This window comes from Elusimicrobiota bacterium (assembly GCA_026388155.1).
GTDB lineage: Bacteria > Elusimicrobiota > Elusimicrobia > Elusimicrobiales > UBA9959 > UBA9634.
Map to the genome: position 1 here is coordinate 74,263 of JAPLKI010000002.1, position 18,418 is coordinate 92,680.

At 51.6% G+C, this 18,418-nt stretch carries 16 protein-coding genes; 15 read left to right on the top strand and 1 reads right to left on the bottom strand.

The annotated features are described in order from the left end of the window. Window positions 1-3: 3 nt before the first annotated feature. From NTX59_00715 to NTX59_00750, 8 genes are all read left to right on the top strand, one after another. The gene (locus tag NTX59_00715; protein ID MCX5784189.1) at window positions 4-1,341 is read left to right on the top strand and encodes an AMP-binding protein; all 1,338 of its coding nucleotides are present in this window, start codon (window positions 4-6) and stop codon (window positions 1,339-1,341) included. 18 nt (window positions 1,342-1,359) lie between these two features. Continuing rightward, window positions 1,360-2,913, top strand: coding sequence for a hypothetical protein (locus NTX59_00720; GenBank protein ID MCX5784190.1), 1,554 nt, complete (start codon window positions 1,360-1,362; stop codon window positions 2,911-2,913). Then, entirely contained in the window at window positions 2,910-4,037 is a 1,128-nt protein-coding gene (locus NTX59_00725; GenBank protein ID MCX5784191.1) for a hypothetical protein, read from the top strand. Before NTX59_00720 ends, NTX59_00725 begins: the two co-directional genes overlap by 4 nt. A 1-nt stretch (window position 4,038) precedes the next feature. Next, window positions 4,039-6,702 (top strand): hypothetical protein, encoded by a 2,664-nt coding sequence (locus tag NTX59_00730; GenBank protein ID MCX5784192.1) that lies wholly within the window; start codon window positions 4,039-4,041, stop codon window positions 6,700-6,702. Continuing rightward, window positions 6,692-7,924: an MFS transporter gene (locus NTX59_00735; protein MCX5784193.1), complete on the top strand. Its 1,233-nt coding sequence runs from the start codon at window positions 6,692-6,694 to the stop codon at window positions 7,922-7,924. Before NTX59_00730 ends, NTX59_00735 begins: the two co-directional genes overlap by 11 nt. Then, window positions 7,921-9,036, top strand: coding sequence for a hypothetical protein (locus NTX59_00740; protein ID MCX5784194.1), 1,116 nt, complete (start codon window positions 7,921-7,923; stop codon window positions 9,034-9,036). The genes NTX59_00735 and NTX59_00740 overlap by 4 nt, the downstream gene beginning before the upstream one ends. A gap of 284 nt (window positions 9,037-9,320) precedes the next feature. Then, entirely contained in the window at window positions 9,321-10,007 is a 687-nt protein-coding gene (locus NTX59_00745; protein ID MCX5784195.1) for a hypothetical protein, read from the top strand. Window positions 10,008-10,661: 654 nt separating this feature from the next. After that, window positions 10,662-11,270, top strand: a complete 609-nt coding sequence (locus NTX59_00750; GenBank protein ID MCX5784196.1) for a hypothetical protein — start codon at window positions 10,662-10,664, stop codon at window positions 11,268-11,270. A gap of 134 nt (window positions 11,271-11,404) precedes the next feature. Here NTX59_00750 and NTX59_00755 read toward each other — a convergent pair whose 3' ends face one another. Beyond that, on the bottom strand, window positions 11,405-12,274 hold the full coding sequence (locus NTX59_00755; protein MCX5784197.1) for a hypothetical protein: 870 nt from the start codon (window positions 12,272-12,274) through the stop codon (window positions 11,405-11,407). Window positions 12,275-12,462: 188 nt separating this feature from the next. On the opposite strand from NTX59_00755, the gene NTX59_00760 reads away from it, so the two are divergent. The 7 genes from NTX59_00760 (at window position 12,463) to NTX59_00790 (ending at window position 18,409) form a co-directional block, all read left to right on the top strand. Next, window positions 12,463-13,002, top strand: coding sequence for a hypothetical protein (locus NTX59_00760; protein MCX5784198.1), 540 nt, complete (start codon window positions 12,463-12,465; stop codon window positions 13,000-13,002). 85 nt (window positions 13,003-13,087) lie between these two features. Further along, the gene (locus NTX59_00765; protein MCX5784199.1) at window positions 13,088-13,966 is read left to right on the top strand and encodes a hypothetical protein; all 879 of its coding nucleotides are present in this window, start codon (window positions 13,088-13,090) and stop codon (window positions 13,964-13,966) included. Window positions 13,967-14,020: 54 nt separating this feature from the next. Next, window positions 14,021-14,842 carry a DUF882 domain-containing protein gene (locus tag NTX59_00770; GenBank protein ID MCX5784200.1) on the top strand — a complete coding sequence of 274 codons (822 nt, stop codon included), beginning with the start codon at window positions 14,021-14,023 and terminating at the stop codon, window positions 14,840-14,842. Between the two features lie 241 nt (window positions 14,843-15,083). Next, window positions 15,084-15,698 (top strand): hypothetical protein, encoded by a 615-nt coding sequence (locus tag NTX59_00775; GenBank protein ID MCX5784201.1) that lies wholly within the window; start codon window positions 15,084-15,086, stop codon window positions 15,696-15,698. A gap of 108 nt (window positions 15,699-15,806) precedes the next feature. Continuing rightward, window positions 15,807-16,013 (top strand): DUF1311 domain-containing protein, encoded by a 207-nt coding sequence (locus NTX59_00780; protein ID MCX5784202.1) that lies wholly within the window; start codon window positions 15,807-15,809, stop codon window positions 16,011-16,013. A gap of 384 nt (window positions 16,014-16,397) precedes the next feature. After that, a complete protein-coding gene (locus NTX59_00785; protein MCX5784203.1) occupies window positions 16,398-17,234 on the top strand; it encodes a hypothetical protein in 837 nt (278 codons plus the stop codon). A gap of 227 nt (window positions 17,235-17,461) precedes the next feature. Beyond that, a complete protein-coding gene (locus tag NTX59_00790) occupies window positions 17,462-18,409 on the top strand; it encodes a formylglycine-generating enzyme family protein (GenBank protein ID MCX5784204.1) in 948 nt (315 codons plus the stop codon). Window positions 18,410-18,418: the final 9 nt, after the last annotated feature.

Below are 18,418 nucleotides of genomic sequence, written 5' to 3' on the forward strand. Positions count from 1 at the left end.
CCTATGAACCTTCTTAAACAAAAAGAACGGGTCGGGTTCTATGATGAATGGGAGAGCCGCGGCGTTGAAGAGAGGGCCGCGCGTATCTCCGGGCTTCTTGATGATCATATTTCATTTTCAAAGAGGAGTCTTCCCTACTACAGGGAGAGGCTTGCTTCTTACAAGAGGGGGGCTGAACATCCGCTTTCAGATATCCCGGTGCTTACCTCCGCCCAGCTCAGGGAGCTCCTGCCGCCGAAAAGCCTGGAACTGTTGACCGTCAGCGGCAATGATTTCACGGTTTTTCAGAGCGGCGGGACCACGGGCCTTCCTAAGACCACTCTTTTCACCCATAAAGAACTGGACATGCTCGATCTTCCGAACGCGAGAGGGTTTTATGCCCTTGGCCTCAACGCCGATGACCGGGTGGCGAATTTATTCGCCGTCGGCGGGCTGTATATGACGTTCGTGCACACGAACAGGATGCTGCAGCAGTTCGGATGCATGAACTTCCCGTTTTCGAACCAGACCCCCTCCGATTTCGTGCACACGGTTGCAAAGCAATTCAGAATAAACTGTTTCACCGGCATAGCGAGCGTCATCATGAATTGCTTAAGGGAGATGTCCGCCGCCGGGTGCGACGATATCGGGATCGACAAGATCTTTTACGGCGGCGAGCATTTATATGAAACCGATAAAAAGGAGCTCAGGGAGAAGTTCGGCGTGAAACTTATCGCGGCTCCGGGCTACGGCACGGTGGATTCCTGGTATCTCGGCTATCAATGCCTGGATTGTCCCACGGGATATTTTCACGCGCATGACGACCAGGTATACCTTGAGATCATAGACAAGGAAACGGGAAAGTATTGCGCCGCCGGCGAGACCGGTATGCTGTACGCGACCCCTTATACGAGGCGTCTTACGCCCATAATAAAATATGAGGTCGGCGACCTCGCTTTTTGGACGGGGACCGGCTGTAAATGCGGAAGGACGACGCCGGTCTTCAAATTGCTGGGCCGCGGGGACGATGTGCTCAGGATCGGCTATGATTCCATCGATTACAACTTTATACAGGAAATCGTGGCGGCGACCGGCAAACTTCTCGGCACCGTACAAATGAGAAAAAACAGGGTCCGGGGCCGGGATCAGCTGGTCGTGCTGGTTGAAACGGAAGTTCCGCCGTCCGAATACGGCGGCCTGGCACATAAGCTTTCACAGGCTATTCTTGAAAAACGGCCGTCCCTGAGGGAATTCGTGAAAAAGGGGGCCGTCCTGCCTTTGGAAATAACACTTCTCAAACCGGGGAGCATAGAAAGAAATCCAAAAACAGGCAAACTGGTAAGGGTTAAGGATGTTATCTGACCGGCCCGGACATTTTTTATGAATATTATCGAATGCTCTCCAATAAAACCAGGCGGTTCCGCCTCCGGCGGGAAAAAAGATTTTAACCGCGCTTCCCGTAACAGCGGGCTTCGTCTTGAATTGGCTCCCGATATCGTTTTTATCAGGCCTGTCCTGAATCTGATGCTTTCTTTTTTGAAGGAGCCGATCCCCGGCGAAAAAATTGAACAGCTCAGGAAAACCCTTACGAACGCGCTCTTGCTCCTGTTCAAATGCTGCGACAGGAGCAAAACAGAAGAGCGCCTGGAGGTTAAGCTTGAGCTTTGCGGACCGGAAGGCGGGATCCGGGTTAAACTTGTTAATCATGGCATTCCGCTGATCCTCAAAGAACATGAGAACAAGGGGCTGCGTTATGATCCTCAATTCGACCTTGTTAAGAACATCACGCTTGAAAACCTGGGCCGGAAAGGCCAGCAATTAACGCTGGAAATAAAGACGGACCGCGAACTTCAGGAAAACCATTTAAACCCTGAAACACGGGCGGCTGACGCAAACACCCTTGAAACCGGGACTGAAGCTGAAATAACTATCAGGCCCATAGAACTTGAAGAAGCGGCGGAACTGAGCCAGCTGTTTTACAATATCTACGGCTACAGGTATATAAACGAGTTCGTCTATTATCCCGAAAAAGTCAGGGAAATGCTCCTGGCGGGCAGACTTTATTCAATAGTCGCCTCATTGCCGGGCAAAGGCCTTATCGGCAATCTTTCCCTTTTGAGGTGGAACGAAACGCCGTTGGTCCTTGAACCCTGCCTTGGCCTGGTCGATCCGGCCGTCAACTCAAGGGGCGTGTTCGGGAAAATAGTCGAAAAAGTGCTGGAAGAGGCGAAAAAGAAGAACTATCAATATCTGTTCTTTGATTTCGTCACCAATCATGATTACAGCCAGAGGCTGCTCTCCAAATATAAAGCTTGCGACCTCGCGATCTATATAGGCTGCCAGTCAAGTGAAGCACAGGCTAAACTTTCCACGCTGGGGATAGGAACCGACCCCGACGAGATGGACAGATATTCTATCCTGTATTCCGTAATACCCGGAGTAAAACATCCTTTCGGCAAAAAAGTCACGCTTCCGCAAAAACTCGGCGAGATGCTCAGCTTCCTGCTTGAGCCTTTGAACATGGAATGGATACCCGAATCGCGCTTTCAGCAGCTTCCCGAAGGAGGGGAATTCAAGCTGGAATTAAAAGGCGCGCAGAAGTCCGTGTCTTACGACCTTTTAAAACCGGGGGAAGAGGCCGCGAAGGCCGTTGCGGCGGACTTCGCGAAGCGGCTTAAGGACGGTTATATGTACGCCTCCGTTGACGTGCCTTTGAATGAACAGGGCCTTGGTCGTCTGTGTGAACTTTTTTCAAGGAACGGATTTTTCGTTTCGGGTTTTGTGCCGTATAAGAATTCGCGGGAGCTTGCCTTCCGTTTTCAGGCGATAGCTCCGGCGAAGGTCGCTTTCGGACAGATAAAACTTTATAACGAAAATGCCAAAAAACTGCTTGAAATAATCAAAGCGGATTACGAAAGGAACTGCCTGATATGAAACAATTCGAAGCCGCGGAAAGGATCTGCAGGGTAAAGGACCCTCTTTGTTCAACCCCTGAAAAGAGGGAATCGTTCATAGGCGCCTGCCGTGAGATGGCCGTTTTTCACTCTTCAAAATGCCGGGAAATGGGGCAAATCTACCGGAAATACGGATTCGATCCGGAAACCATCCGGACCGAAGAAGACATAGAAAGAATTCCGGTGGTCGGGGTTTCCGCGATGAAATACCATCTTCTTTTGTCGATGCCGGAAGAGGCCGCAGCGCTCAAGCTGACTTCCTCCGGCACAAAGGGGCAGAAAACCCGGGTATGGTTCGACAAAGAAAGCCTTGACCGGGTTCAGGCCATGCTTGAAACGCTCTGGGTACAGGAAGGGCTTGTTTCCAAAATCCCCGCCAATTATCTTATGTTCGTCTATGACCCCGGTGACGCGAAGGACCTGGGGATAGCCTTTACGGTAAAGAATCAGCAAAGGTTTGCTCCTCCAAAGGATACTTTTTACGCGATCAAGCTGGACGCAAAGGGGGAATGGGAATTCCGCAAAGAACTGCTGAAGGAAAAGATAAAGGAATATATAAAAGAAGGCGCTCCCGTGAGGCTGAGCGGCATTCCGAGTTTTATGTTCGATTTTATAGAGGAAATTGGGAAAACCGGCCGCGTAAAACTGCCCAAAGACAGTTATCTTCTGACCGGCGGCGGCTGGAAGGCGGCCGAAGATAAAAAAGTTTCAAAGGAATATTTCAGGAGCATGGTCACCGACGCTCTTGGTATTCCGGATGAAAACATCAGGGATGGTTTCGGGATGGCGGAGCACAGCGCCCCCTACCTTGAATGCAAAAAACATAAATTCCATGTGCCGGTATATAACCGTGTGATCACGAGGGATCCGGAAACCATGAAGGTGCTGCCGCCGGGGCATACGGGCCTGCTTGAACTTGTCACCCCGTTCAACGCAATGATGCCGAATCTTGCCCTTCTTTCCACGGACCTCGGCTTCCTGGACCCTGAAAGCTGCCTTTGCGGGAACAACACCCCCACCTTCACTCTTGTCGGCCGTGGAGGGCTTCAAAAGCACAAAGGCTGCGCGATCCATGCGGGTGAGATCGTAAAGCGAGGTAATTAAAATGGCTGAGTTCAGACAATATATTTTTGGCGAATGGAAAAACAGCGATACGCCGTTGACGGCGCAGGAGGCCGGCCGGATCTGCGACAAAGCGGAAGAACTGCGCCATGAAGTTTTGAACTATCCTCCGGACAAGGTTCTGGCGCTGCTCGGCAGGCTTAAGGAAAAGTGGCGCGATCCTGATTACAAGCCAAGGCTTGAAATGCTTGAGGCCTTGCCCGCCGCCACTGGATTTTCAACGGAAATGATCGCTCTGGCCCTTAATTATCTTGAGGTGGTCTTTGATCCCGATCTATTGCAGAGAAAACTCGACCATGAGCTGCGGGGCATTTCCCGTTCTTACGCGTCGAGATACGACCACTCGACCCGTACTTCCCTGCAATGGCGGCCTATCGGCATAGTTCTTCATGTGCTCGCGGGTAATGTGTTTTTAGGAGCGGTATCTTCCCTGGTGGAGGGGCTTATAACGGGGAATATCAATATTATAAAAATGTCCTCCGCCGAAAAGATCTTCCTCCCGAAATTGATCGAGTCGCTGATCGGATGTGACGAGGACGGCGTTATATCGGGATCCATCGCGGTCGTTGATTATTCTTCCAGCCAAAAGGATGTGATGGGGGAATTTAAAAAACGCGTAGACGGCATTGTCGTATGGGGGGGGGAAGAGGCCGTGAAAGGCTACAGGAACGATCTTCCCGCCAGGACCCGCCTTATCGTTTTCGGGCCTAAACTGAGCCTCGCGGTAATTACGGCGGGCGGCGCCGCGGCTTGTTCCATGGCGGAGATCGCGAAAAAACTCGCCGATGAGATCTCCATCTGGGACCAGAATGCCTGTACCGCGCCGCAGATGTGTTTTGTCGAAAGCGCCCAGAACGCGAAACGACTGGCGGAGGCGCTCGCGAACTCACTGGGAAAAATCGAAAAAATGCTCCCATCGGGCGCGATCGACCTCCAGCGCGCCTGCGAGATAAGAAAGCTCCGGACCATCTTCGAAATAGCCGAGGCCCGTGACCCCGGCAGTTTTTGTCTGAAGGGATCCTCTTCAGGGCTTAAATTCACCGTGATCCTTGATAACGACATGAGCATAGAGCCTTCTCCCCTGCACCGGACCATACGGGTGGTCCCGTATGAAAATTTTGAAGCGCTCCTCCCCCGCCTTGAACAATTAAGAGGGTATATTCAGACGGTCGGTGTCGCGATCTCCCCGGACGAACAATATGAAGTATCGGAAAAGCTCTCGGCCGCCGGCGCGCTCCGGATAGTGGAGATAGGTAAAATGGCCGGCGGTGAAATAGAGGACCCGCACGACGCCGGCTATGATCTGCCCCAGTATCTGAACCTTATCATGACAAGGGTCTCGCAGGCTATGGCGGGCGGAGCCCCGGAGGAATTCGACCCCGTGGACCTTATGCCCGTCCACGCGCGCGCCGAACTCATCAATGAACGGCTGAGAAGGCTGATCGCAAAGGCAGGAAGATCGGAATTTTACTCAAAAAGACTTTCAGGCCTGAAAATAGATTCCACGGAAGACCTTGAAAAAATACCCGTTCTCACCCGGCAGGAGATGGACTCGAACCTCCCGCCGGCGGGCAACGGCCTTTCAACGGGCCCCTGGTACGGCGGATACGTCTCAAGAAGCGGCGGCTCAACGGGAAAGCCGAAGTTCTCCATTTATGACGGCCACGACTGGGAAGAGATGATAAACAATGCCGGAAGGCTTTTCCGGTCGGTCGGAATAAAAAAAGGCGACAGGCTGGCGAACTGTCTGCTGGCCGGCGACCTTTACGGGAGCTTCGTTTCATTTGATCATATCAATGTAAGGGCGGGCGTTACCTCTTTCGCTTTCGCCGGAAGCCTTGATCCGGAAGTCTTTTTGGAGGTCTGGCGTAAGTTCAATATCAACGCGCTCCAGGGGGTCCCTTCCCTGTTTACGCCGGCGCTGAGGAAAATAAAAGAACTGGAGCCGTGTTTTACTCTGGAAAAGATAATTTATGCCGGACAGACTTTGAGCTCGGCCGATCATAATTGGCTCAAATCAACGCTCGGGGTAAAAAGGATCTCCTCTGTCATAGGCGCCAATGACGGCGGGCAGATCGCTTTTCAATGCGCCGCGCAGTCGGGCGCCCTGCATCATGTTATAGATGACTTCAATTTTATTGAGGTGGTGGATGAAAACGGGAAAAGGGTGGAAGACGGCGTCCAGGGAAAACTGATCATAACGAGCCTTTTGAAATATGCCTTTCCTCTCATCCGCTATGAACTGGGGGACAAAGGGCGGATAGTTCCTGGCCTGTGCGGCTGCGGAAGGACCATCCGCACGCTGGAACACCTTGGAAGAACCGACGACATCGTGTGCGTAGGGGCCATGAATTTTAAATACGGCGATATCCGCGGCCTTTTAAGCGGCCTTCCAGTAACCGAGCTCCAGATCGCCGCCCGAACCTGTGAAAAAGGCGACTATCTAGTTCTCCGCGTGGAATCCGGCCTTCAAACCGAAGACTTCAGAGAAAAAATAAGGACGCTGCTCCTTGAAAAAACCGAGAAACTCGGTGAGCGCCTGAAAACCGGCGCGCTTTACAAACTGGAGATAGAACTGTTCAAACCGGGTTTGTTGCCGCGCAATGAAAGGACCGGGAAATTAAAGAGTCTGATAGATGAAAGATAAAACTCCGCTCTTATTCAGGAACAGGAACCTTTTCCTTGTCTGGACCGGCCAGGTGTTGAGCCAGGCGGGGACCAGGATGTATCAGATCGCTCTCATGTGGTGGATACTTTCCTCGGCCGGCGGCGGAGGCCGGGAAGTGGGGTTGTTCCTGGTAACCGGCGCCCTGCCCTCCATACTTTTTGTGAAACGCATCGGCAGGCTGATCGACAGAGCGGACAGCAGGAAGGTCCTGATAAAATGCTACCTCGCCGCTTTTTTGACGATCGGGATTGTGGCGGCCGCCCTGTTCGGTTCTTTCCTTCGCCTGTACATGGTTTATGTCGCCGGCTTTTTTGTAGCCCTCATACAGGCCTTTATAGATCCGACCCTCAACAAAATGCTGCCTGAGATAGTGGCAAAAGAGGACCTTGAGTCGGCGATAACCTTCCAGGCTTCCACGCAGTCCCTTTCAAATTTCGGCGGGGCGGTTCTGGGCGCAGTACTGATAGGCTTCCTGGGCTTTCCGGGTCTGGCGCTGTTAAACTCCGTCTGCTATCTTGTCTCTGCCGGGTTTATCAGCCTCATCCTCCGGGAGCTGAAAGAAAAAACTTCAGAGCCGCAGATTACCGGAGCTGTGGCCGCGGGGAGATCCGGCTGGAGAGTCCTGGACGACAAACCGGTGTTGCGAAAGATACTCGTTTCTTTCGGTTTGATCAATTTTTTTGTCACCCCGACCCTGGTAGTGCTGCCGCTTTATACAAAGAACACTCTATTCGCCGGCGCCAACACCCTGGGCCTGCTGGAAGCTAGTTTATGGATGGGCTTGCTTTCCGGCACGCTTTCATCCAAATGGATAAACTCGTCAAAAGGGCCGGTAAAGATGGGCGCGCTTTGCATCTTCACTCTCGGGGCGTGTTTCTTTATGCCCGGGTTGGTCATTAACCGGTATTTTTACATGCTTATGCTTTTTATCGGCTGTTTCGCGCTGGGCGTAAACAATGTGAAGTTCATCGCCCTTTTCCACGAGACCGTGCTGCCGGAGAAGAAGGGGAGATTTTTCGCCCTTTTGCAGGCGCTGATCAGCTTTACTTTTCCCATCGCATATTTCCTCTTTGGCCTGCTCGCCGATCTCTTTTCCCCGCCCGCGGTATGCCTGATCCAGGGTTTGGGGGCGGCCTGTCTGGCCCTATTCCTGTTCCGGCTCGCGGGGCCTCTTAAAAAAGAAATGGAGGTCCTGACATGACCGGGTTCCGTTTCGCCGGTGCAAGTGACGCGAACGCGATCATGGACCTTTATCGGGAAATACCCCGGGATATCCCGGGGAAAGACCCCGTGATGCTCGACCGCGGGCTGCTTTCTTTGAAATTGGAGGCCGACGACCACATATGGTTTTTGGCTGAAAACGACAATAAAACCGTGGCGGTGCTTTCCGCCGTGGTAGATAATGAGCACGGGCTCGCAAAACTTAACAGGTTCTATATGAGATCCCCGGGCAGCGGAAAAGCGGGGGGGCGCAGGATCCTGGGTGAACTTTTAAAGGCGATCGAGTCGTTGTTCCCGGCTTTGGATGTGTTGTATGCCACAACACGGACCTTGTCAATGGAACAATTGAACCTGACCACAGAGATCGGATTCAGGATACTCGGGATCTTTCCGAACGCGGCGGGAGCGGACCCGACCGAGCTTAACGGCATGGCCGCGTATTTCTTCAGGGATACGCTAGGAAAAAACAGGTATTCCGATTTCCATATTCATCCCGCCGTTCAGTCATTTTATGAGATAGCGGCCCGGGCCTGCTCCCTTGAAAAGCTTCCGGCCGCCGCTTCGGAGTTTCACGAAGAGATCTCCCGCTGCCCGCTTCCGGCGCTGGAAACCATCGACGCGAAGAATTTTATCCTGAAAAGGTTCAATGATCTTAAAACGCGCGGGTTAGGGACCGTGAATTTCTATCCCTTCCAGGAGCCTAATCTCCTGATCACGGATCCGGGACAGGAAATAGAAATATTCATAAAAATGATGCCTGAAATAAAATTCGCCGCGATAATCAGCGAGCACCTGAATTTACGGGTCGATCCCGCCGGCCTTTACCGGCATATCTCGGGAATTTTACTGTCAAAAGGCGCGGCATATATTGAAGTGATAAACGATGCGGCCGACGCTTTGGGAATAGATTGCGTATTAAAGGCGGGTTTCGCTCCCTGCGCCTATTTTCCGGCGTTAAAAAGGCACGGCAGCAGAAGAAGGGACTTCTTGATTTTCGGAAAGGGGTTTGAAAAAAAATGTTACTCGCGTGCGAACATCAATACCGTTTTTCTTGAATATCTGGATGAATATCAAAAAATAGCTGAAAAATAATTTCGGTAAAAGGCGCCAGGCGGCTTTTTTAAATAAAAAGCAGGCTGGCGCCTTTTTTTGGGTACAACATAATTTTTAAACCATAGGTTTAAACAAAGGTTTTTTTGGTAAACCGCCGCTCCTGGGTCAAATAACCGGGCCGCTTTGGTTCTTCGGCCTCAGGCAATTCATCTGCAAGCGGAGTAAACTTATATCATGAGGTTCTGGGCTGGATGATAAATCGCATCCAAGACGCAACAAATTAACGGGAATCTCAAATAACTTAGAGAGGTGTAAAAAATAGTATGAACATAAACAAAATTGTGGTTGCTCTGGTGCTTGGGGTTTCGCTTATGCCTTGTGAAGCATTCGCCGGTGAGGATCTTGCGGTTAAACTTGGGCCGGCAGTTGGAAAAGAGATAGTTATACAGGGAAAGCTGTCTGCAGGAAGACCTGTTGAGATAAACGCCTTGTATAAAGCGAAGGGTGTGGATGTGGAAGAATGCATAAAGATATACAAAAAGACCATCGAAATTATGACGCCATTTGGAGTTGCAGATATGCCATGGTTTACCTCTGATCATCCCGTGCCGTCACCGTCCCCAAAGGGAACTATGATTACAAGGACGTTGTCAGAAAACGGTAGTTATTCAGTGGCATTCCCCCTTATGGCTACGGCATCACCTTGCTATATGGCGTTAGATACCGTCGTGGTAAAGGTGGATTCGCTGTCAGGATCGGTATATGATGAAAAGTGGTTGGGAATCGCCTTTGGACCGACGCAGACCTCAGACCCGCTCACATATATCAATGACACATTCGATGTCACTTACAAGTGTGGTTCCGGAAGATGTGAGTATGCTTCAGGTGAGCCGCAAGTCCAGGAAAAGGATCAGACCAGGGCCAGTTCCGGAACGGATGAGTATGAACAGCGCTACTCTAGTTTTGCTGACTTGGGTTCAAGAATATACACTCTTAACATAATTAAGTAGAAGTATTGTTCTGATAGAACCCGTTCCGGCCGATGACTAACCTGACAAGTGGGCCTCGTTCTATCAGGGCCAGCAGGTGGCCTTCAACGTGAAGATGATGCGTCTGCCGACCAACGTGCAGAACCTGTCAGCGCAGGAACTGATGTGTAAAAAGGTTGCTGCCTTTTCCCCTCGCTCTCGCTACCAACAGCGTGCGCAGCGGAGACCAGCTACCAGTTTCATTTCGAGCTTGCATTTTCGGCAGATAAGTGGGAAGACCTCAAAAACACGAGCCAGGCAAGCCCCACCCTTTTGGCTCATAAACTATGGTCAATTGGCGGTAGCTTTCCAAGGGTAATTGCCACGAAGCCAAAGGAGCGGGGCAGACTGCCCAAGAGCTGGCTTTCTTTTTCCCGCCATTCAACATCCGGCAGAAGGACCCGTCACGCCAAATAAATTTTATTGCCGGGTAGGTTTCCCGCTTACCTATGGTTAAGCCATAGGCTTAACTAAAGGTGTTTTTGATAAACCGCCGTTCCTGGGTCATATAACAAGGCCGCTCTGGTTCTTTGGCCTCATGAAATCCGTCTACGAACGGAGTAAACTTATATCATGAGGTCTAGTAGCCGCACGATAAACCGCATACAAGACTAAAATAAGGGGAATAATAAAAAAATGAAAAAAGTAATGATGATGATAGTTGTGTTAGGTTTAAATGGCGGCGCCTATGCCGCTGAAGACGCCGTAAAGGCGCTTGCCGCTCAGGCCCCGGAAGCCGCGAAGGTGAGCGTTCCCGCGGTTTCGCCTGCGGAAACGGTTCTTGCCGAAGCCTCGCCGCTTCAACAGGACTACGCACAGAGGGAGGCGCTTTTCATGAAGGGCTCACCCGTTACCGTAGGCAGCCTGAACAGAGGCGGCAACATGTTCGGCGTTCGCCACGCGGACCTGGTCTCCCTGGGTAAAGACGGGGAGCTAAAGCATGCGGACGCGTACCTGTCGGTGTTAGAGCAGAGTTTCGGCGATGAAGCCCCCGTATATGGCATATCGGTCAAGCTGAATAGCGAGTTCTACTATGAAGCCGACTATGTCCCCGGAGATTATGTCGCGTTAAAGACCCTGAGGATGAATGTTTCTCCCCATAACAGGGGCGTGGCGGGTCTGGCCGTGGTGGAAGTCAATTACAACGGGCCCAGGCTGCTGATCGTCAAGTTCACCGAGAAATACATCTCACACCATGGCGAAAAAGAGTATACCAGCTATGGTCTTCTGGATCCCAGAAATTAAGTCCTGGAGGAACTAATTCATATACTGCGGCGGACGATAACTCGTCCGCCGCAGGTTTTTTTGGGGGGAAAATCGGGGGGCACAATACCTGCTCTTTGATTGATTGGATATTGTGTCCCCTGAATCCCACTAAATTAGTTTTTGGGAAGGATCTGGAATATGCCGGCATCAACAAGATAGATGGCCGAGTCTTGTCTGTCCGCCTCGGCGCTTTCATAGGCGGCTACCAGGTTTACGGCTTTTTCAAGGTGCTGGCGGTACAGGTCCAAATTGGCCTTCGTCATACGGAAGGTCAGTCTTTTCAGAACAACGCGTTTGGAATCAGCCAGCCAAGCATCCCAGTTGTCGCGCAGTGCGGCCTGTATCGCCGCCGTCGCCGGCGTTGTGGGCGGCGACTGGATCATTTTTGCCGTCAGCGGGCCGCGCGCTTTGTCGTTGGAAAAATCAATTAATCCTCCGGAAGCCAGCGCTTTAAGCGCTTTCCTTACCGCTTCCGGTTTAAACCTGGTCGCATCCGACAATTCCCGGACCGTGACCCAGCCCGCCGTGTTGGCCAGGAAGTTCTGACAGATGTGCGTCACCATATCCCCGGTGCGCAATTTCCATTGCTTCAGCGTCAGATTGACATTGCGCAGCGATATCGCCTTATGGGTCGCCGTTTCTTCCAGGTCGCGGCTGGAGAGAGCTGTGCCGGTGGAAGCCGGAACTGACAGGTTCTGGAGCAGTTCATCGAAGCCGGAGAGCGCGCTGAAATAGGCCCGGGTTAATTCCTGGGCCTTGGGGGAACGTTGTTCGATGCCCAGTGCGGCCATGATCATTTTGAGGTGGTAACTCTTAGGCAATTTCCTGCCATGTTCCGCGTTCCAATAGCTCATGAACGAAAGCCCCAGGCTTTTGCTCCCGCCGACACTCTTGAAGAATTGATGGGCGCTGGCAAAGCCCCGCTCTTTCCGTATATTGGACAGAATACCGCCGAATGCTTTGGTGTTGGTGGTCATGCTCATAGTATAACATAATCTGTTAAACCATAGGTTTAGACAAAAGTTTTTTCGGTAAACCGCCGCTCCTGGGTCAAATAACAGGGCCGCTGTGGTTCTTCGGCCTCAGGGAATTCATCGCTGGACGAAGTAAACTTTATCATCCGGGACAAATGGTTGACCGGAAAATTAAAAAACGAGTGAGGAAAAATAAAATGAATACCAGATCAAAAGTGGCGGCGGCGATACTTATGATTAGTGCGGCGGTCCCGGTGTTTTCAGCTCAAACGATAGCGAACTCGCAGATATACCCGGACTCACCTTCGAACACCTGCGTGGAAGACGTGACCGGCGGCTTCAGGCAATCTCCGGGCTATGATTACGGAAACTCAAGGATGCTTGCGCTGCTCATTTGTTCAGGCGAAATGGACGAAGCGACGTTCCGTTCTCTTTACAATGGCAGTATGACTTATGACGGCTTAGATCTTCAGGGTGAGATCGAGGTAGCCAAGGCGGTAAAGGCCGGCACTATATCTTTTACTTTCTTTAACATAATACACCAGGCGTCGGCTAATGGTGATATCGCGTTTCAGGCCGCAAGAAAATGCGGGCTTAATAACGCTAAGCAAAATAAATATGAAGCCGTCTTTCGCGAGGAGCTTAGCGGGGACGCGGTGGAGAACCCCACTATGAACCAGAACGATGTGCGGAAGGCGCACAATAAGGCTATGCAGGCAGTAGCCGAGATGAATTAGGTGAGTGCCGGGGACAGTATACTTAATTATGAATTCCGTATACTGTCCCCGGAATTACGGGATAAAACAAGGAGAGCAATAAAATATGAAAAAAAGTCTGCTAATAATAGCGCTGGCGGTATTTTCCGGAACGGCTTACGCCGGACCGGCGCTGGAGCAGTTGAACATGGGCGACATGAGACTTGAACTGCCGGCGCCGACGGCCGTAAAAATGGTCCAGGAGGATCCATCCGGCGATATCGGGATCGCTCATTCTTTAATGTATGAGGACCTAGCAAGCTGCGGCGGTTTTACAGCCCGGCACCCGCAAAACGACCACCTCCTGTTCATTACGGCCGGACACTGCATAAGGCCGGACAAATCATTCTTTATCGGTTTTGGGAAATCCACCTTTGTGAACGGAGCCCTCGGCGGAATGGTGCGAGAAGTGTCCAACAACCGGATAATCGCCTATTATCCGCCGCCGCAGGGGGATGTGGCCGTATTCGATTTGAACGGTCTTAAGATCGAGGGACGAAATGATAGTTATATTAAGATCCTGAAAGTGAGGGAACAGGCGAATAATCATGGTGCATTGCTGCTTAATTATGGTTCAGCCGGTGGTTTTTCCGATCTCGCTATTCGTCAGTGCACATATAACACGATCAAAAAAGATTATGGTAACGGCATACAACTGGCTGAAACCACCTGTTCCATTCCCGACGAACTACGAAACTTGCTAAATGATAATGATTCGAGAGATGCTCATGGGACTTCGGGCAGTCCGGTTGTGGAAGAATATGATAAGACTACCTTGGTTGGAATAGTGCGGGGAAGCTTAGGCGGAGAATTGAGCGATACCGGAATCGCCGTTTTTGACCTTAGGCGGATACTGGAGCAGCAAAAACTTTACTCTGCCAAAAAGATCAGAACGAATATTTTAGCGGAAGCGGCCAGACACGCCTCTTCCACTGAGCGGTATTAATTCCTGTAAGAGGGAATTTCGGACATTGCGTCTTTAAATAAAGGAAGGAGCTTTATGAAAACCATCGAACTGCGGCAAAAAACTTTGTCCGCGCTCATCGTCCTGATTTGCACGCCGGCTATCATGTTCGGCCGGACTTTGCCGGCGCTGCCGGAGGAATTGGCTATAAACAGTCCCGACGCTATAGGGTTTATGAATAAGTCCGGTTTCCTGACGCCTATTCCTGATCCAAAACCGGTGCCTGCCGCCGCCGGGGAACAACCGACTGATTATGATTTCGACGAAAACGTAGACGATCAGGATGATCCCGCAAACAAACCTCCTGTCAGGCTTGACGGCGACGGTCACTTAACCCTTTTGAACAACAAAACTTCCGAAACTCTTTCTATCCAATACCGGGATAGCGCCGGAAACTACATTCCGGAAGCGGCGGAACGCGTCAGGCATTTCTTCCGCTGCCGCCTTACGGGAGACGAACACGACATCGCTCCGGGCCTGCTGGAAATTCTGGATTCCTTGCAGCACAAGTTCGGCAACAGAACTATCACGCTTCTTTCAGGCTACCGCAGCCCGGAACTGAACGCCGCGCTGAGCCGCAAAAATCCGGGCGTTTCAAAACACAGCTTGCATATGTCAGGCATGGCCGCCGACATTAATATTCCGGGGGTACGGCTGACGGATTTAAGAGACGCCGCGCGCGCGCTTCAGGCCCGCAATACCGGCGGAGTCGGTTACTACCCCGGCAATGGGTTTGTGCATGTCGACACCGGAAGAGTGCGGAGCTGGACCGGCAAAGCCCGAGTCGTAAGTCATAAAAGAACAAAACACTCGCACGGTCATTCAACCTCCGGCAGACGGACCCGCCGCGCAAAATGAATTTTATCGCCGGTTTCCGGATTCCGGAGGGCCTTGGCATTATAGTATTCCGCATTCCTTGAACTATAGGTTTAAATGAAGGTGTTTTTTGTAAACCGCCGCTCCTGGGTCAAATAACAGGGCCGTTCTGGTTCTTCGGCCTCATGGAACGACTCGGCAAACTGAGTAAACTTATATCATGAGGTTTAGTAGCCGCACGATAAACCGCATACAAGACTAAAATAAGAGGAGTAATAAAACAATGAAAAAAGCAATGATGATGATAGTTGTGTTAGGTTTAAGCGGCGGTGCCTATGCCGCTGAAGACGCCATAAAAGCCGGTAATCTGGAGAATGTAAGAAATCAGTTCGCCCCGATAATTTCCGGACAGGTGGTTATGGTTCCGGAACCTGTGGCCAAGCAGTTGGGAATGGACGGCGTTGAAATGAGGACGACTGCTCCGGAACCTGAACCTGGGCAGATTCACTTTCTTATTCCCACACAGGAACTGTGCGGCGAGCTTAATGTTACTGGTGCCAGTGGCCTGCTGGGTGTCGTGGGACGTGCCAAGCAGATATTGGCTGGCCAGGGTGTGGATGTCAGCCATGTGGCTGTTGACGGATGGGGGATAATTTACATGACGACATCCGCTGAGGTCAAAGAAAATGTTTTCGATGAAAAGAACGCCCCGATTACTCTTGGCGAGAGAGCCACCCAGGAAAGGATGGTCAAGAAAATCAAGGAACTGCTTAAATCGGGCGCCGTTATAACCAGCTGTGGCGTATATCTGGAACCGCGGTATGGTAATGCTCCTGATTTCCTCCCTGTCTCGATAATTCCTCAAAGACATTCTTTTAGGGTTGAATACATTCAGTAACTCTGATCATCGCGCCGGTCTGGGGTTGCCCGGATCGGAAGAGGAGAGTGGTCTGACGAACCCGGTTGCCAAGCAACCGGGTTCGTCGGATTATAAGGGAAAAGGCAGCTGTCTTGTCCTCCGAAAGCGAAAGTCGCGCTGAAAACCGCGCAGAGGGCCTGGCTTGATTTCCGTGACGCGGAAATAAAGGCGGACGATGTGAAATTAGAGTCGCTGGCTGAAGCTTATGGCGGGATGCACAAAATCAGCATGGCATATTCAAAGATGAATATTGTGCGCCAGCGGACGCTGATTCCGGTGAACCCGGAAGAATAAGAAAAATTAAAGATACCAAAGCCTCCGCCGGGCAGTTCTGCCCGACGGAGGCTTCATTTTAATAGGGGGCGGCGACCTGGAAAAAGGTGTCAGGCTGATTTTTTAAATACAAAGCCGCCCGACACTTTTTTCAACATAAGTTGTTAAACCATTGATTGAATTAAAGGCATTTTTGGTAAACCGCCGCTCCTGGGTCAAATAACAGGGCCGCTTTGGTTCTTAGGCCTCAGGCAGTTCAGCCACCGGCAGAGTAAACTTATGTCATGAGGTTTTGGGGGCTGCACGACAAACCTCATCCAGGACGAAACAAACAGGGTGCGGCATATTATCTCCGGCGAAGCGGCGTAAACACACCGGAGCAAAAAAAACAAAAGGAGAGTTGTTATGAATAGCAAAAAGTTGTTAGCGGTACTCGGTATAATTTGTTTTGCCGGGGTCTCCGCTTCTTTCGCGGAGCAGGCCCGGCCTCTGGAGGGGATCAGCGCCGGTATGATAAAAGCCGAAGAACAGGCCGATATCACGCCGGTCGCGCCGCCAAGCGCCGGTCTTTTCACCCTTCCCGCAAAGGTCACGCTTGTTACGGTTGGCGATGTGGCGGGGGGGATAATAGGCGCCGATGGCACGCAGCTCAACCTCAAGGACGAGAATAATATAAGCCTGGGCAAGATAAGCAGGGAGCTCGGCGGTTTCCGGCACCTGGTGACCAAGTTCTCGGATCGCCCGCGCATGTCGATATACTTAAGGGATCCGGACAATAATTCCGTGGCTTACGCTTATGTGAACCTGACAGCCTGGGCCAACCACGCTATCACTGTTGACGAGTCGGTCGCGCCTTTCAGTAAACGAATAGGCTCGTTCAACTCGGATGTGATGCTGGACATCGCCAAATCCTTATCCATAAATCTTGAGGGGATGGATGCCTTTTTCTCCGTCTTCTCGATCTATGACTCCGAAGGCGATTATATCGCGCGGTCCGTTAAAAGCGGCGATTCCACGGGCTTCGACTTCACGATACAGCGGCCCGGCCCGGAGAACGACAAAGGCAGGAAAACCTGGGTGGATGTGGCGCACCTCATCGTTAACCCGAACTGGCAGATAGAGATAGTCGACCCGGACTTCGTGGTTCCCGGCCAGCCCGGAAAACTGGATCCCAGGCTTCTGGTCATGATCCCGGCGTTCAAGCACTTCGTCACCAATGAACTGATGGGCAACGCCAGGTAAACGGCTGCCGGGCAACATCGGTATTCAGCGTTCCACAGCGGTTAAGCCATAGGTTTAACTAAAGGCGGTTTTGGTAAACCGCCGCTCCTGGGTCAAATAACAAGGCTGCTCTGGTTCTTCGGCCTCAGGAAACTAATCGGCAAGCGGAGTAAACTTATAACATGAGGTTTTGGGGTCCGCATGACAAGCCTCATTAAAGACGAAACAAACAAGGAGAGTAATAAAACATGAAAAGATCAGTATACGCGGCGGTGGTGGTGTTATTCGGCGTTAATATTTCTTACGCCGGAGAAAGCGCTCTTGATTCATTAAGAGCTTCTGTTTCGCCTTCAGTTTTAAGCGGAACAGCTTTGCCGGATGTCCCCAAAGGTTCTGACATTGCGAGCGTTCCGGCTTCGGTTCCGGAGTCAACGAGTATTTTTCACCCGGACATCGCGGCCTATGCCGCCGGAGCCAGGCCGATAAAGTGGGTTTCTATTCCCGGCGGGCAGTTCATGATGGGAGCCGAGAAGAGCGCCCCCGGCTCAAATAACACAAGGCCGGTCCATGAAGTCGCAATTAAAACCTTCGAGATGGCGAAAACAGCGGTGACAGTGGAGCAATATGCGAAATGCGTGAATGAAGGCCAGTGCACGGAGCCCGTCATTACTTACTATAGCTTCAACTGCAATTGGTACACGCAGGGCCGTCAGAAATACCCTATGAACTGCCTGAACGGGGCACAGATGAACGACTATGCCAGGTTCGCGGGTGCAAGGCTGCCCACCGAGGCCGAATGGGAATACGCCGCCAGGAGCGGAGGCAAGAACAATAAATATCCCTGGGGCAATGAGCCCGTGACCCACGACAGGGTAGTGTTCGACGGCCCCGAGAACGGCGTCGGCGGCGGAACCAACGGCACCATGCCGGTATGTTCCAAACCCGGAGGCAACACCGAACAGGGGTTATGCGACATGGCCGGGAATGTCTGGCAGGTGACGCAGGATATATACAAAGAATCTTATGCCGGCGCGCCTACGGACGGAAGCGCGGTCAAAGGCGCCGCGGACGGAGACAATGTTATACGCGGCAATTCTTTCTACAGCAGCGACAATGAGTACCTGCGGACCGACTTCCGCAGCTATATCTATATGCTGCAGGGCAGTTACTATGTCGGATTCCGTCTTGCGAAGTAAATCAAATCA

Bases quoted from the DNA above. Each gene is read 5' to 3' on its own strand.
- NTX59_00750 (MCX5784196.1), top strand. From the start codon at position 10,662: ATGAAAAAAGTAATGATGATGATAGTTGTGTTAGGTTTAAATGGCGGC.
- NTX59_00760 (MCX5784198.1), top strand. From the start codon at position 12,463: ATGAATACCAGATCAAAAGTGGCGGCGGCGATACTTATGATTAGTGCG.
- NTX59_00765 (MCX5784199.1), top strand. From the start codon at position 13,088: ATGAAAAAAAGTCTGCTAATAATAGCGCTGGCGGTATTTTCCGGAACG.
- NTX59_00730 (MCX5784192.1), top strand. From the start codon at position 4,039: ATGGCTGAGTTCAGACAATATATTTTTGGCGAATGGAAAAACAGCGAT.
- NTX59_00725 (MCX5784191.1), top strand. From the start codon at position 2,910: ATGAAACAATTCGAAGCCGCGGAAAGGATCTGCAGGGTAAAGGACCCT.
- NTX59_00770 (MCX5784200.1), top strand. From the start codon at position 14,021: ATGAAAACCATCGAACTGCGGCAAAAAACTTTGTCCGCGCTCATCGTC.
- NTX59_00790 (MCX5784204.1), top strand. From the start codon at position 17,462: ATGAAAAGATCAGTATACGCGGCGGTGGTGGTGTTATTCGGCGTTAAT.
- NTX59_00775 (MCX5784201.1), top strand. From the start codon at position 15,084: ATGAAAAAAGCAATGATGATGATAGTTGTGTTAGGTTTAAGCGGCGGT.
- NTX59_00755 (MCX5784197.1), bottom strand. From the start codon at position 12,274: ATGAGCATGACCACCAACACCAAAGCATTCGGCGGTATTCTGTCCAAT.
- NTX59_00785 (MCX5784203.1), top strand. From the start codon at position 16,398: ATGAATAGCAAAAAGTTGTTAGCGGTACTCGGTATAATTTGTTTTGCC.
- NTX59_00720 (MCX5784190.1), top strand. From the start codon at position 1,360: ATGAATATTATCGAATGCTCTCCAATAAAACCAGGCGGTTCCGCCTCC.
- NTX59_00740 (MCX5784194.1), top strand. From the start codon at position 7,921: ATGACCGGGTTCCGTTTCGCCGGTGCAAGTGACGCGAACGCGATCATG.
- NTX59_00735 (MCX5784193.1), top strand. From the start codon at position 6,692: ATGAAAGATAAAACTCCGCTCTTATTCAGGAACAGGAACCTTTTCCTT.
- NTX59_00745 (MCX5784195.1), top strand. From the start codon at position 9,321: ATGAACATAAACAAAATTGTGGTTGCTCTGGTGCTTGGGGTTTCGCTT.
- NTX59_00715 (MCX5784189.1), top strand. From the start codon at position 4: ATGAACCTTCTTAAACAAAAAGAACGGGTCGGGTTCTATGATGAATGG.